Here is a 14279-nt window from a genome sequence, read left to right on the forward strand (position 1 = left end):
GTCACCCTCCGAACAACTCGGTTATCTCGTCTTGCCCCATCCGATCAAAGTCGTCCGGTACTTTGAATTCGCCCGCCAAGAAACCCAATCGTCTCTGTTGGCTCTCTTCAGGAGAATCGTAGGCGGTTACCCTGGCAACAGGCTTGCCCGCCTTTGCAATTATGAAAGCTTCGCCTTTGGCGGCGCGGGCGACCAGTTGTGACAGCCGGGTTTTTGCCTCGTGCATGTTGATGGATTCCATGTAGCCCTCCTTCGGTGCTGCTTAGTTCAATTGACTTAGTTTAGCGCGTGGGGTCGTTATTGGCTAATGGTAGCTAGGATGAGGGGTCAGGCTCCGGTACATTTGATGGGGTGAAATGTCTTGGGGTCTGACCCCAAAAGTACATGGGCTTTCTCCAGTTGGCCCAGCAGGCCAAGGGCCTGCCGCGTTTTCCGGCTCCAGCGCCAGCGCCTGGTCCAGGTACTCCCGACATTCAAACCGCGCCTTTAGCCGCTGCACATAGGAAAGCCCGTTACTGTTGGACTCCCCAAACGCCAGATTCGCCTGCAAAATCAACCGCGCCGCCTGCGTGCGTAAACCGCTGAAGGTTGCCACCCATTCCATGTGAAGCCTGCCACCCGGACCGGAGCAAGGCTGCCACCCATCGGAGCGTAGCGACGCGGGGTTTCTCTTCTTACTCCGAAGTCTCGGTGGCCGTCAACTTTGCCTGTTGTTTTCGCATGGATTCGCCCCGCAGGTTGATCTTGTAGGCGTTGTGTACGAGCCGATCCAGAATGGCGTCTGCCAGAGTGGCGTCACCGATTACGCCATGCCATTCCTCGATGGGTAATTGGCTAGTGGCAATGGTGGAGCGCCTGCCATGCCGGTCTTCCAGCACCTCCAGCAAGTCTCGCCGATTCTCGGCGCTCAGTTTCATCAGCCCCCAGTCATCCAGGATCAGCACGTCGACCTTGGCCAGATTCGTCAGGAGTTTTGAGTATTGGCCATCGCCTTTGGCAATGGTCAGCTCCCGTAGCAGTCGGGTCAGGCGGACGTACTGGGCGGTGTAACCCTCCCGGCAGGCCTTATGTACCAGAGCACAGGCCAGCCAGGTTTTCCCGACCCCGGTGGGACCGGTGATGAGCACATTCAGGTGTTCCTTCACCCATTGGCAACCGGCCAGCGACTGGACCAGTCCTTTATCTAGGCCGCGTGAATAGCGGTAATCCAGGTCTTCGAGGATGGCATTGTGCCGCAGCTTAGCCCGGCGCAACCGGCTGGTCATGCGCCGGTTATCTCGCTCGGTCATTTCCCGGTCGACCAGCAGCCCGAGGCGTTCCTCGAAGCTCAGATCGGTGATGTCGGGGGTGGCCGACTGATCCGCCAGGGCGGCGGCCATGCCGGTCAGTTTGAGGGCGTGGAGCTTGTCCAGTGTGGGATGTTTCAGCATGTCAGAGATCCTTCAGTGGTAGTAGGCGGGGCCACGGATGTTGTCGTGGGTATCGGGCAAGGCCAGTTCCTGTTGCTCTTCCAGAGGCTGCTGATCCAGACGGTGTTTGAGGATGGATTCAATGCTCTTGTAGCGGCAGCTTCCCAGCATCAGGGCTCGCTGGCAGGCGGCCTCCAGCCGCGACTCGCCGTAGCTCTGCCCCAACCGGAGAATGCCCAGACAGGAGCGGTACGCCTGCTGAGGGTGTTTGCGGGCACCCAGAGCGGTGCGGATAAGCTTCTCCGTCGCCGGTCCGGTCTTGGCCGCCCAGGCGATGAGCCGTTCCGGCGACCACTCGCCAGCCTGGCGATGGGATTCGGGCATGTGCGCGGCGATGGTGGTGTGCCGTCCCTTCTGGTCTGAGCGCCGGTGGCTGGCGATCCGGTTGCCCCGGTAAAAGCATTCGATGGTGTTGTTGGTGATGCGAACCTCCACCTCTTTCTTGATCAGGGTGTAGGGCACTGAGTAATAGTGACCGTCGATGGCTACGTGGTAGTCGATATGCACCCGAGCCTTCTTCCACTCTGCGTAGACATACGGTTCTGCCGGCAACGGCTGTAGAACCGGTTTATCCAGCTGTTCGAAGTGGTCGCGCCGGCAGCCGGGCAACTTGCGGAAGGGGCGGCTGTTGAGCCGCTCCAGCAGTTCACGGATGGTGGCGTTGAGTTGCCCCAGGGAGAAGTGCTGGCGATGGCGCAACGCCGCCAGGATCCAGCGCTCGACGATCAATACACCGCCTTCTACCTTAGCCTTATCACGGGGCTTGCGAACTCTTGTCGGGACAACGGCCACGCCATAATGGGTGGCCATGTCCTGATAGGTTGGGTTGAGATCCGGCTCGTAGCGATGGGCCTTGCTGACGCCGGAGCGGAGGTTGTCCGGAACCACCAGTTCCGGCACTCCGCCCAGGAACTCGAAGGTCCGGATGTGGGAGCCGACCCAGTCCGGCAATGTCTGGCTCCAGGTGGCTTCGGCGTAGGTGTAATTGGATGCACCCATCACCGCGACAAAGACTTGTGCCTCGTGGATCTCTCCGGTGGTGCGGTCAATGACGGGCACGGTCTGGCCGGCATAGTCCACGAATAGCTTCTCACCGGCCCGATGGTCCTGGCGCATCACCAGGTCCAGCTTGCCCCGCCAGGCCCGGTAGTGCTCGCAGAACCAGCTGTACTGATAACCGTCCGGGTTGGCTTGCCGGTACTCCTGCCAGAGCAGGAACAGGGTGACGTTCTTGCCCGTGAGTTCGTCACGGATGTGTTGCCAGTCGGGTATACCTCTGGCCTGTGCTGGCAGGTCCGGTGGCGGCGGGAACAGCAACCGCTCCAGGTGGGCCTCATCCAGATCCGCTGGCAACGGCCAGCTCAGACCGGCCTCAACCGTGCGGCGCAGGTAGTCGCTTACGGTGGGGCGGCTAACGCCACAGGACGCCGCAATCTGGCGGTTGCTCAGCCCTCGCTCCCACTTGAGGCGAAGGACTTCTTTGATTTTACGCATGGATAACCTCTTCGCTGGCATCTGGCCCATCTCCGGATGAAAAGGGTCAGAGTACCGTTAAGTTATCCCGCGCCGGACGATTTTGATGGAGCTTCAGGCAGTCTGCTGGGGTGGCAGCTTTGCCGTGGAATTAGTGGCAGCTTTCGCGTGGAATGGGTGGCAGACTTCGTCTGGAATCAGTGGCAACCTTGGTCTGGAATACGCAACCTGCGCCTGAACCGAGCGGGGAAGATGAGCATTGTATTGTGATGTTGTACGCGCATGGAACACCTCGTTACCAGCCATGATTCGATGCGGCAAAGGTCTGCAGTTTTTTGACGGTTTGCCGTGCTTTAAGGAAGGTGTGCCAGTTTTGGGGCTAGGGGATCCAGTTATGGAATCCCCTTTGGATTTAGCAAACTTTTTCGCTATTCTGGGTCGTTAATGGATTGCCGAACCCATGGATCATCAACCAGTGAGTAGCGTTTACTGGTGACAGATTTGAAGTGGCCGGGCAAAGCGGCCATTGAATCTGTAAAGCTCTTCTTCCAGCGATCGAGATAAGCTGCAACATCGCCGTCGTCGTTCATGGCAAGGGCGTGTGCGAACCCAGCATAGAGATGGTGCCTGACTGCGCCTCGTATCATGTAATAGAACCCTGGATCGCTTTTAATTAACTCCCCTTCTAAGTAGCGACTGATTTCAGAGGACAGCCTCGTAATGTCTTTCTTCCCTCTTACGCGTTGGCTCTTTATCATTCCCTCAATTTTTCTTGCGAGTTGACTCAGCTTTTCACAAGTTACGTTGAGGGTGTCCTCTAAGTTTTCTAGTGAGATTGCTTGTGAGTCTTTGCTGAACAGTTTTTTCAGAACGCGAGCCTTCTCGTTTTTATCACCCAACTCTATTATCGTGTCGTTGAATTGAGCTTCGGTTATCCAGGTTGAGCCTTCAATCGCTGCGCCGTCTGCACAGTTAAAAAACTTATAGGCCGAGGATGCGGCTGTCGTTGCCCCAATTAAACCTTCGACAGCTCTCTTTGCAGTGAAATAGATGGGAGTGGTAAAAACCACGCTATCATTTACGCCTTGTACTTTGAAGGTATTGGATTGTTGGAAGACTTTACTCGCTCCCTTTTTAAGCTCTGTACCAATGGTATCGTCTTCACTTTCCATATACACCGATCGCATGGAATGGTGCTTTCCATGGTCGCGAAATCCGAAATCTGTTCCGAAAAGGAAGATGTTCCGAAGTCCAAGCTGGGTGCATAATGCAATCGCAGTATTAGTGCAGGTTGGAGCTCCGCCAGCGATACTGGTTTCTGGTGACCCGAACAGCGTTCCGATAGGGTTTTCTTTCTTGAAGAATAGGCGCTGATCTCCAAATAGGTCCCAAATCAATGGGCAGATCTGAGATGCGGCAATAATTCGGATAGACTTAAGCTTCTTTTGATCATAAGAACTGATCACACGGTAGTTCAGGTAATCCGATTCCAGCTCGACGTGAAAATCAGGATAAATATCGTTCTCGATGAGGACCCTCAGCCCCGTCCCGGCACTGACAATGATTATATTTTCGCGGTTGGCTTTTAATCCATCTATACGGTCATCAAGCGATGGCCCACTCCCAACAATAATCGTTGGAATAGTCGACGAAATGGAGTTTATTTCGGGTATGACTTTGACGCCCATATGGAAAGCATGAAGTGCGTTATTTAATTGGCGCACCTCGTCATCGTAATGGCCCCAGGTTGTGAGAGTTGCAATTGCTTCACGGTTGATGCGTTTTGCAACGGCATCCATTGTTTTGTCCCCCCGCTCGTTTAGGAACAGGTTCATTACCGGAAACATTGGTGTGAAGTGCATCAAATGCTTTACCAGAGCCGGCCAGATTGCATCTTCCGTTTTGTCGACACCAATCAAAAAACGGATGGATCGGCCTGCGCGCTGGAATGTTGAGCACACTTTTGCCCAATCCACCGTTAAAAGGCTGGCGCCAAAGATTTCTAAATTGGGTTCAATTACTATTGCATTTTCAACGTCTGTTCTTGTGACAAGCTCCTCAATTTGGAGGCCAAGTCCCACGCCTTGGAAAACAACCAAGGGGTAGAAGTTAGGAATTGGGTATCCCTTGAAGTCTTTTTTGTTTAATGGTGATTTTCTGATGATCTGGTCGATTGCGAGGTGAGCAAAGCGAGGATGGTGGTAATCGCCAGGCCATGGAGGGGGTAGCGATGGGAGCATTTTGTTGTGCGCGAATGTTGACTTGAATAGCTCTACACCTTGGTGCGCTCGTTTTTTGCCTTGTCCTTGATATAGAGATACTCCTCCCAGATTAAGGTCGAGTTCGTCTTCTACGTTGCTAATAACGACTTCAGCTTCCGTCAGCTTATAGTTTGCGTAGTAACGGTAGATGTCAGGGTAGAATTTCTTGAAGAATAGGAGATTAGTTTCGCGACGACGAACAAATTCCAAGGCTTTGTTTTTAACCACTGCGGCGAACTCCGGGATGCTGCTGAGTTTTAAGTCATCTTAGCATATGGTCATAAGGCAGGCGTAAGAGATAGCTCCGTACCGAAGGACTCGGTACGGAGCTATCCTTTTTCTAAAGCTTATCCTTGCAGGAGCTGGAGTACCTGCTGAGGTCTAGCATTAGCTTGTGCTAGAACTGATAGGCCTGCCTGCTGGAGAACCTGAGTTCGAGCAAGCTCGGCAGTCTCTGCAGCGAAATCTGCGTCACGAATTCGGCTGTTCGCTGCACTTAGATTCTCTGACGTGGTGCTTAGATTCGCGATTGTTGATTCGAACCTGTTCTGGACAGCACCAAGCTCGCTTCGGATAGCATTGATTGTCGTGAGCGCTGAATCAACGCGTTTTATTGCATCGTTGGCGCCGGCCACAGTTCGAATGTCGACACCCTCAAGGCTTCCCGAGGCAGTAATGGTTTCTCCACCTGCGAGAAAACCAGCATTTTCCGGCGAATTGCCGCCGATAGTAATATCTTCGAGCGCCTCGATCGTCACTTGTCCGCGGAGTACAGCACCTGCGGCAGTACCGATTGTCAATGCGAGCCCGGACGTGCTTGTAGTCGCCATAGCTGCAGCAGTTCCAACAGCCGTTGTCTCAGCCGTGATGGTAATGTTCTTGCCATCCGCATTAGTCAGAATAACGCCAGTGGAGTTGCTACTCGCAGTCAATCCCTCAATACCCTGCGCATTGATCGCGGCAGCGAGGTCTGCACTATCCAGCGAATTGGTGGAGCCGGCCGCAATGGTCTCAGTCACGGTGACAGCAGAGGCTGTGCCCACGCTGATCGACAATGAGTAGACAGTGTCGTTACCAGAAGTGGCCGCAGCTCCATCAATCGCGGCAAACGTCACATCCTGTACGTTGGTTGCCGAAACAGTAGGTAATCCTGGTATGTTCGCCTGTTTAATAGCATTTACTGTGGCTTCGGCAGAAGCGTCTGTTCCAGTTCCAGGTATCGGATAGGCTTCGCTTTGTCCTACAGAAATCGTCAAATCACCATCAGCTAACGGAACATCTGATATCTGGCGCGGGCCCGAAGATGCGAGAGAGCCAATTTGATCGGCTCTAGACCCACGGGACAAATCGACGCTGATGGTATCGCCCGAATTCGCACCGACCTGGAATGTTTTCTCCCCGAAGGACCCATCCAGTACCTTCAGGCCGTTAAAGTTTGTTTGTTCAGCTATGCGCTGTATTTCTTCGATCCGCTGCTGAACCTCTTGATCAAGCGCGATTCTGTCGGACGCACTGTTGGTCGCGTTGGCAGATTGAACTGCCAGATCTCTAACGCGCTGCAGGTTATTAATGACTTCGTTTAATGCTCCTTCGGTAGTTTGTGCAAGGGATATACCGTCACTAGCATTTCTTTGGGCGACATTGAGACCAGAAATTTGTGACTGAAACCGCGTGGATATGGCAAGGCCGGCAGCATCGTCTTTGGCCGAATTAATTCGGAGGCCGGAGGATAGTCGCTGCAGTGCCACGTTGGCATCACCTTGTGAGGCATTGAGGTTTCGTTGGGCATTCAATGAAGCAATGTTGGTATTAATCACCTGAGGCATATCAATTCTCCTTGCTCAGAGTTGCCGGTCGCTAGAGCTCTATGTTGAATAGTGCGCTTCGGCAGAAATTCGTTGAGTTACAGTCTTGGTTGTCACTAAGCGAAGGGTGTGCCAGTTTTTTTAAAATAGCTTTATCGTTTTGTTTTTAAAAACTTTATCTGATGGTATGAGTCTGAAACCTGATGGGTGTTGTGGGAGGTGAAGGGAAAGAAATTGCCGGTTTTACATTCCTTTACAAAATCTTGAATTTTTTTCTAAAGCAATTTGGCTCAGTGCCGTTAATCAGGATAACAGGGTGGCGCTCTAAACATGTAAGTCGAGCGCTAGGCCTCATCCATGAAATCACGACATCAGTCGAAGGAGAAGCATTATGGCTCTCGGTATCAACACCAATGTAGCGTCACTAAACGCACAGAACCAACTGAGTAAGTCTCAGGGGATGAACGACCAAGCATTGCAGCGTCTGTCCTCAGGTCTTCGTATTAACTCCGCGAAGGATGACGCTGCGGGTCTGGCGATTTCGACGCGGTTTCAGTCCCAGATTTCTGGCTTGAACGTTGCCACCCGAAACGCCAATGACGGGATCTCTTTGGCGCAGACTGCTGAAGGTGCTCTTAATGAGATCACTAACAACCTCCAGCGGATTCGCGAGCTCGCAGTTCAGTCGGCCAACGCTACCAACAGCTCTTCTGATCGAGCTGCACTTAACGACGAGGTGCAGCAGCGTCTGGCTGAAGTCGAGCGTATTTCAACGCAGACCGCGTTCAACGGTTTGAAAGTGCTTGACGGCTCCTTTGGTCAGCAGGACTTCCAAGTCGGCGCTAACGCCGGAGAAGTTATTGGTGTTGACTTTACTCAGGGCACTCGTCTCCAGCAGATTGGGTCTCTCGCCACGATGACTGGTACTGCTGACGTGAGTGATGCTGCGCTCGCCGCTGGAGATTTGCAGATTAAGGTGGGGGATGGAGACTTTGTTACAATTGGTGCCTCATCATCGGATTCGGCGGAAGATAAGGCTCAGGCAATAACAGATGCCAATGTTCAGGGTCTCACCTCTGTTTCGGCAACCAATGTACAGGATGTGACGTTTGCCGCGATTGATGGAGCTGCGGCCACTTCTGGTAACGACACTGTCTACTCATTGTCGATCAGCGTGGGCACAGCCTCTGCTGTCACCGTGACTGAGACCATTGCGGCCGGCTCCACCAATTCGCTGGATAGTGCAGACCTCGCTGCCGCGATCAATGCGCAGGGTATTGAGGGATTGACTGCGAGTAGCAACTCCACTGGCGTTATTCTGACTAATGCGGATGGCAAGAACATTACCATCACGGCTGAGACAACGGCTGTTGGAACTGCTGCAGCTACGGCGACTGGAAGCACGTCCGGGCTCGCATTGACAATCGGTACTGCCGCAGGTGCTGTACTCCGCGGACAAGTGACGATCGAGGCGCTCGAAGATATTACTATCGGCGGTGACGATCCAACTGTAGCGGGTTTCGATGATGGCCAGATTGCAGCAGCCACTGGTAACCTCTCTAGCTTGAGTGTTACAGATGTTGCCAATGCCAACGATGCCATCAAAAGGATCGACTCAGCGTTACAGACCGTGAACAGTTTCCGAAGCGAGCTCGGTGCGGTTCAAAACCGCTTCGAGTCCACCATCGCCAACCTGAGCACCTCGGTCGAGAACCTCAGCGCATCCAACAGCCGTATCCTGGACGCTGACTTCGCGGCAGAAACTGCCAACCTGGCTAAATCCCAGGTACTGCAGCAGGCCGGTATCTCCGTCCTGGCTCAGGCGAACGCCCGTCCGCAGCAGGTTCTGTCCCTCCTGCAGTAAGGGGCATAGCGGTAACGGCCGGAACCCTCGGGTTCCGGCCTTCCGCCGTTGAAGGATAGCGAGGTACAGCTATGAATGACGTTAACCTGAACAGCCCGGACCTGAAACTGGTGCGCTCTGGCGCCCAGGCTCCGGCCAAGGCAATGTCGTCATCTCAGGCCGAGGGCCGGAACGCCCCTGACCTTGCTGCTTCGGCTGCCGGTACCCGCCAGGTGCAGGCTCCTCAGGTTGCTCAACAGGCTTCGCAGGCTGAAAAGCTGCAGGCCCGTAATGAAGAGCAGCGCAAGGAGCTGAATGAGGCGGTTAGCCAGTTGAACGACTTTGTTCAAACCGTGCAGCGGGATCTTCAGTTTGAAGTGGATAACGAAATGGGCCAGACCATCGTAAGGGTGGTTGATCAGCAAACCCAGGAAGTGATCCGCCAGATCCCGGACGAAGTGGCAATGAGGTTGGCAGAAAAATTGCAGCAGGACGAACCGCTGACGTTGTTTAACATCAAGGTGTAAAAGCTTGCCGCTTTTGCGCGGGTGAAAACGACGGTATTTCAGCACCGCCGCCTCTGAGAAGAGCCGGCGGTGTTCTGCGTTTACGCACTGTTACAAATCGGCATAGGAATTTTCCGAAAAAAGGCAAAGTTTTGCCGCCTGCTGCCGATAAACTGATCAGTACAGAGAATCGCCCCCCTGAGGAGGCACGGTTATGGCCAGTATTTCATCATTAGGTATCGGCTCCGGCGTTTTGACGTCGGATCTTGTCGACCAGTTGGTGGCTGCGGAGCGCAGGCCCACGGAAGTTCGGCTGGATCAGAAAACAGAGCGTACAGAAGCGCTTATTTCTGCCTATGGCATGTTGCGGAGCGCCGTAACGGAGCTGCGCCTGCCTATGCGACAGCTCGGTTCTGCGGATGCGATGAAGTCGTTTTCGGCCACTTCCTCGGGTAGCAATATTGATGTGTCGGTGGATGCCAGCAAGGCCAGCCGCGGCTCTTACAGCCTCGATGTGAAAAGTCTGGCGCAGTCCCAGGCCCTGGCCAGCCGGGATGTGTTCGCCGACCGGGATGCCACCAGCGTTGGCCGTGGCACCATGACGCTTCAGGTGGGTGACAAGACCACCAACATCACCATCGATTCTTCCAACGACACCCTGCAAGGCCTGGCGAATGCCATCAACGAGGCCAATGCGGGCGTCTCTGCCGGTGTGATTGATACCGGCAACGGTTTCCAGCTGGTGTTGTCTGCGGATGAGACCGGTGAAGCCAATGCCGTGAATATTTCCGTTACTGAAGATGGTGCCGCTCCGGGTTTGAGCCGGTTTGCTTTTGACACAGCAGATCCCGATAACGTGGATGGCATGCGCCAAACCATTGCGGCGAGCGATGCGGTGATGGAAATCAACGGCGTGGAAATTCGCCGGGCCACCAACACCATTGAAAACGTGGTGGATGGACTGACCTTCAACATTACTGGTGAGGGTAAGTCCACTATCAAAGTGAAGCAGGACACGGCGGCGGTTGCCGAGCGTGTTCAGGCGTTCGTAGACAAGTTCAACGAGCTGCAGGGTACTATTCGTGAGCTGTCTTCGTTCGATAGCGAAACCGGCCGGGGCAGTATTCTGACCGGGGATTCCACGGTTCGGAACATTCAGAACCAGTTGAAGCGGGTTTTAACAGATATTATTCCCGGGCTGGAAAACGCCAGTGTGCGGAGCCTGGCAGATGTGGGTATCAGCACCGATTTTCGTACTGGTGAGCTGCAGTTTGATAGTCAGAAGTTTCAGCAGCAGCTTCGGGAAAACCCGGATGATGTAACCGCTCTGTTTGCAGAGCAGGGCAGAACTAGCGATTCCCAGGTGGAGTTTGTTCGTAGCGGCTCTAATACTCGCCCGGGTGATTACAGTATTAATGTTACCCAGATGGCGACTCGGGGCAGTTTGAATTACGCGAGCGCCGATACCGTTAATGTTGGCGCTGACAACAGTTTCACTTTCCGGGTAGATGGTGAAACCACAGCGACTGTTTCGATTGCTGCAGATAACTATTCCGGTGAAGATTTTGCCGCTGCCATTCAGGCAGCCTTGCGCGAGAACTCGGCATTGAACGCGGCAGGCCGTTCGGTTCAGGTGGCTTATGATGCCACAGAGGGGTTGACGTTTACCTCTAACCGCTTTGGTAGCGATTCTAACGTAAGCCTGACCGGGCTGAGCAACGTTACAGGGCTTAACACCGCCACCGGCACCGCCGGCCAGGATGTCCAAGGCACCATTAACGGCCAGACTGCCCAGGGCGACGGCCAGGTGCTGTTCCTGGCAAACAGTGCCGGTGGCGATGCCGCTGGCCTGCAGGTGCGCATTACCGGTGGTGACGTAGGCAACCGTGGCTCGGTGAAGTTCATCGAGGGCGTGAGTGAACGCGCGGTAGATGCCATTACCAGCATTCTGGGTGCAGACGGTGCGTTGAGCTCCCGAACCGATGCCCTGAACCGGGACCTGGAGCGCATCCAGGAAGACCGGATCAAGCTGGACTTGCGGATTGAAAGCTATCAGGAACGCCTGGTGAAGCAATTCAGCGCCGCCGATTCCCTGATCTCCCAGCTTAACAGCACACGAGATTACGTGAGCCAGCAGTTGGCGGCCCTGGCGCCGAACAGGCAAAACGATTAAGTCAGCTATACTGATGGTTGGCCAGCCAACCATGGCATACCGGACAACGGTGAAACGAGGTTATATATGAACGGTTTACAGGCGTATCAGCGCGTTAATACCCAAACCAGCATCACCGATGCAGACCCGCACAAGTTGATTCAGCTGCTGTATAACGGGGCGATCGAGCGGATTAACATGGCCAAGTCAAAAATTCAGGCCAAGGATTACGCAGCTAAGGCTCAGTTACTCAATAAAGCCATTGAGATTATCGGTGGCCTGCGGGCGTTCCTGGATTTCGAAAAAGGCGGTGAACTGGCCACCCGGCTGGAGGCTCTATACGACTATATGGAGCGCACTTTGCTGGAAGCCAGTGCCAAGAATGACGTTGCCAAGCTGGATGAAGTGCTGACCCTGCTGCGTTCCGTGAAAGACGGCTGGGATGGCATTCGCGACGAGGTGGTGAACCAGCAGCAGGCGGTTTGAATTAGCGTTGGTCGAGCACATGGCGTTTTTTCGCGGGCTGTTGGTGGCCTTTCTGCTTGCAGCTGCCCCGGTTAGCGCGAGTGATCAAGTCGTCGGCTCAAACGAAGGCCTTCCTGCCAACTCGCCGGCGATGTTTGCGATTCCTGATGTCTGGCCCTGGGGCTTTCAGGATAATCAGGGTGAACTGCAAGGCAGTCTGATTACGCTGATGGACCGTTTATCAGAACTCTCGGGTGTTCACGTAAGTGCGCAGTTGCTTCCTTTGCGGCGCGTCATACTTGACCTGCACACGGGACGGGCAGAATTTGCTTTTCTGTTTCAAAGTCCAGACCTGGACGAGAACACCATTCCCGTCGATACCGTACTTCAGATCAATCTGATGCTGATGGCGATGCGTGACACCGATTTCCCCCTGACCCTGGATGGCCTGGCCGGCAAGCGTGTCGGCTATGTGCGGGGTACCTATCTTGGTGAGTCGTTCAAAGCGGATGAGGCTGTGATGAAAGTGCCGGTTTATAACATTCGGCAAGCCATTGAAATGCTGATGCTGGGGCGTATTTCAGCGGTGCTTGCCAGCGATCACAACATCGCGATGACGATTGACGCTTACGGCTTTCCCGCAGAAGAGTTCCGTCTGCAGGAGCATGTAAAGGGCCAAAAGGCCCGGCTGTATATGTCACCAGACAGCGGCAACCCGGAACACGCTCGTCTTTTCAAAGAAGCACTGCAACACATGCGTGACAACGGCGAGTTACAGCGCATTTTCCAGACTTCTTCCGCCCAATAGCCATTCCCCCCGCACTCCCGTACAATACGCACCTTCTTTTCAATACATCCATTCTGTTCAGTCTGGAGCAAGGGCATGTCTGATATCAAAAAGGTGGTGCTGGCTTATTCCGGTGGCCTGGATACTTCCGTGATCGTTCGGTGGTTACAGGACACCTATAACTGTGAGGTGGTGACCTTCACCGCCGACATCGGCCAGGGCGAGGAAGTTGAGCCGGCGCGCGCCAAGGCGGAAGCGTTGGGCGTTAAGGAAATCTACATTGAGGACCTGCGCGAAGAATTTGTGCGCGACTACGTGTTCCCGATGTTCCGCGCCAATACCATCTATGAGGGCGAATACCTGCTGGGTACTTCCATCGCCCGCCCGCTGATTGCCAAACGTTTGATCGACATTGCCAACGAAACCGGCGCGGATGCGATTTCCCATGGCGCTACCGGTAAGGGTAACGACCAGGTGCGTTTCGAGCTGGGTGCCTACGCACTGAAGCCGGGCGTGAAGGTTATTGCTCCCTGGCGTGAGTGGGATCTGAACTCCCGCGAAAAACTGCTGAAGTACTGCGAAGAGCGCAACATTCCGGTGGAAATGAAGAAGGGCAAGAGCCCGTACTCCATGGATGCCAACCTGCTGCACATTTCCTACGAAGGCATGAACCTGGAAGACCCCTGGGCGGAAGCCGAGGAAGACATGTGGCGTTGGAGCGTATCTCCGGAAGCCGCGCCGGACAAGCCGACTTACGTGGAACTGACCTACAAGAAGGGCGACATTGTTGCCGTTGATGGCCAGGAAATGAAGCCCCACGAAGTGTTGGAGACGCTGAATAAGGTTGCCGGCGCCAACGGTATTGGCCGTCTGGACATCGTAGAGAACCGTTACGTGGGCATGAAGTCCCGCGGCTGCTACGAAACCCCGGGCGGCACCATCATGCTGCGTGCTCACCGCGCCATTGAGTCCATCACCCTGGACCGCGAAGTGGCCCACCTGAAAGACAGCCTGATGCCCCGCTACGCCGAGGTCATCTACAACGGCTACTGGTGGTCCCCGGAGCGCGAAGCCCTGCAGGCACTGATCGACCAGACCCAAACCTACGTGAACGGCACCGTTCGCCTGAAACTCTACAAAGGCAACGTGGACGTAGTTGGCCGGAAGTCTGACGACTCCCTGTTCGACGAAAAGATTGCCACCTTTGAGGAAGACCAGGGTGCGTATGATCAGAAAGACGCCGAAGGCTTCATCAAGCTGAACGCGCTGCGGCTGCGGATTGCGGCTGGGAAAGGGCGGAAGCTGTAGGGTCTGACCTCAGGGTCTGTCCCAAGGGTCTGTCCCCGAACGGGGACTGACCCACCTTTGCCCGTCCTTGCCGCCAAACTATAACCCATTGGTTCCAAGATGGGGCAGTCCCCGTTCGGGGACAGACCCTTGCGCCCAGCATAACGCTGGGCGTTTTTGTCTCTATCGTGCGATACTTGGCCGAGTTAGTATGAGCTAACAGGAGCTAGT

The 14279-nt window shown here is 54.6% G+C and carries 11 protein-coding genes; 6 read left to right on the top strand and 5 right to left on the bottom strand.

Annotated elements, in window-relative coordinates; genetic code table 11:
- Window position 1 precedes the first annotated feature (1 nt).
- The 5 genes from ACZ5Q2_RS10885 to ACZ5Q2_RS10905 all read right to left on the bottom strand — a co-directional run bounded on the left by ACZ5Q2_RS10885 (window position 2) and on the right by ACZ5Q2_RS10905 (window position 7029).
- Window positions 2–241: a type II toxin-antitoxin system Phd/YefM family antitoxin gene (locus tag ACZ5Q2_RS10885; RefSeq protein WP_230714559.1), complete on the bottom strand. Its 240-nt coding sequence runs from the start codon at window positions 239–241 to the stop codon at window positions 2–4.
- A gap of 433 nt (window positions 242–674) precedes the next feature.
- Complete coding sequence (istB, locus tag ACZ5Q2_RS10890; RefSeq protein ID WP_432209940.1) at window positions 675–1430, bottom strand: IS21-like element ISSpu5 family helper ATPase IstB; 756 nt, start codon at window positions 1428–1430, stop codon at window positions 675–677.
- Between the two features lie 12 nt (window positions 1431–1442).
- Window positions 1443–2984, bottom strand: a complete 1542-nt coding sequence (gene istA, locus ACZ5Q2_RS10895) for an IS21 family transposase (protein WP_230716000.1) — start codon at window positions 2982–2984, stop codon at window positions 1443–1445.
- Window positions 2985–3370: 386 nt separating this feature from the next.
- On the bottom strand, window positions 3371–5431 hold the full coding sequence (locus ACZ5Q2_RS10900; protein WP_230715367.1) for a motility associated factor glycosyltransferase family protein: 2061 nt from the start codon (window positions 5429–5431) through the stop codon (window positions 3371–3373).
- Between the two features lie 119 nt (window positions 5432–5550).
- Window positions 5551–7029 carry a flagellin N-terminal helical domain-containing protein gene (locus ACZ5Q2_RS10905; protein WP_230715369.1) on the bottom strand — a complete coding sequence of 493 codons (1479 nt, stop codon included), beginning with the start codon at window positions 7027–7029 and terminating at the stop codon, window positions 5551–5553.
- Window positions 7030–7399: 370 nt separating this feature from the next.
- Here ACZ5Q2_RS10905 and ACZ5Q2_RS10910 point away from each other — a divergent pair, with 370 nt between their 5' ends.
- The 6 genes from ACZ5Q2_RS10910 (at window position 7400) to ACZ5Q2_RS10935 (ending at window position 14069) form a co-directional block, all read left to right on the top strand.
- Entirely contained in the window at window positions 7400–8872 is a 1473-nt protein-coding gene (locus tag ACZ5Q2_RS10910; RefSeq protein ID WP_374828606.1) for a flagellin N-terminal helical domain-containing protein, read from the top strand.
- Window positions 8873–8943: 71 nt separating this feature from the next.
- The gene (locus ACZ5Q2_RS10915) at window positions 8944–9378 is read left to right on the top strand and encodes a flagellar protein FlaG (RefSeq protein ID WP_106695127.1); all 435 of its coding nucleotides are present in this window, start codon (window positions 8944–8946) and stop codon (window positions 9376–9378) included.
- 193 nt (window positions 9379–9571) lie between these two features.
- Entirely contained in the window at window positions 9572–11530 is a 1959-nt protein-coding gene (gene fliD, locus ACZ5Q2_RS10920) for a flagellar filament capping protein FliD (RefSeq protein ID WP_230715373.1), read from the top strand.
- 66 nt (window positions 11531–11596) lie between these two features.
- Window positions 11597–11995, top strand: coding sequence for a flagellar export chaperone FliS (fliS, locus tag ACZ5Q2_RS10925; protein ID WP_061333623.1), 399 nt, complete (start codon window positions 11597–11599; stop codon window positions 11993–11995).
- Window positions 11996–12014: 19 nt separating this feature from the next.
- Window positions 12015–12782, top strand: a complete 768-nt coding sequence (locus ACZ5Q2_RS10930) for a substrate-binding periplasmic protein (RefSeq protein ID WP_061333621.1) — start codon at window positions 12015–12017, stop codon at window positions 12780–12782.
- Window positions 12783–12857: 75 nt separating this feature from the next.
- Complete coding sequence (locus ACZ5Q2_RS10935) at window positions 12858–14069, top strand: argininosuccinate synthase (protein ID WP_061333619.1); 1212 nt, start codon at window positions 12858–12860, stop codon at window positions 14067–14069.
- Window positions 14070–14279 lie beyond the last annotated feature (210 nt).

The organism is Marinobacter alkaliphilus, from assembly GCF_055394375.1.

Bases quoted from the DNA above. Each gene is read 5' to 3' on its own strand.
- fliS (WP_061333623.1), top strand. From the start codon at position 11,597: ATGAACGGTTTACAGGCGTATCAGCGCGTTAATACCCAAACCAGCATC.
- ACZ5Q2_RS10915 (WP_106695127.1), top strand. From the start codon at position 8,944: ATGAATGACGTTAACCTGAACAGCCCGGACCTGAAACTGGTGCGCTCT.
- istA (WP_230716000.1), bottom strand. From the start codon at position 2,984: ATGCCAGCGAAGAGGTTATCCATGCGTAAAATCAAAGAAGTCCTTCGC.
- ACZ5Q2_RS10905 (WP_230715369.1), bottom strand. From the start codon at position 7,029: ATGCCTCAGGTGATTAATACCAACATTGCTTCATTGAATGCCCAACGA.
- ACZ5Q2_RS10885 (WP_230714559.1), bottom strand. From the start codon at position 241: ATGGAATCCATCAACATGCACGAGGCAAAAACCCGGCTGTCACAACTG.
- ACZ5Q2_RS10910 (WP_374828606.1), top strand. From the start codon at position 7,400: ATGGCTCTCGGTATCAACACCAATGTAGCGTCACTAAACGCACAGAAC.
- fliD (WP_230715373.1), top strand. From the start codon at position 9,572: ATGGCCAGTATTTCATCATTAGGTATCGGCTCCGGCGTTTTGACGTCG.
- istB (WP_432209940.1), bottom strand. From the start codon at position 1,430: ATGCTGAAACATCCCACACTGGACAAGCTCCACGCCCTCAAACTGACC.
- ACZ5Q2_RS10930 (WP_061333621.1), top strand. From the start codon at position 12,015: ATGGCGTTTTTTCGCGGGCTGTTGGTGGCCTTTCTGCTTGCAGCTGCC.
- ACZ5Q2_RS10935 (WP_061333619.1), top strand. From the start codon at position 12,858: ATGTCTGATATCAAAAAGGTGGTGCTGGCTTATTCCGGTGGCCTGGAT.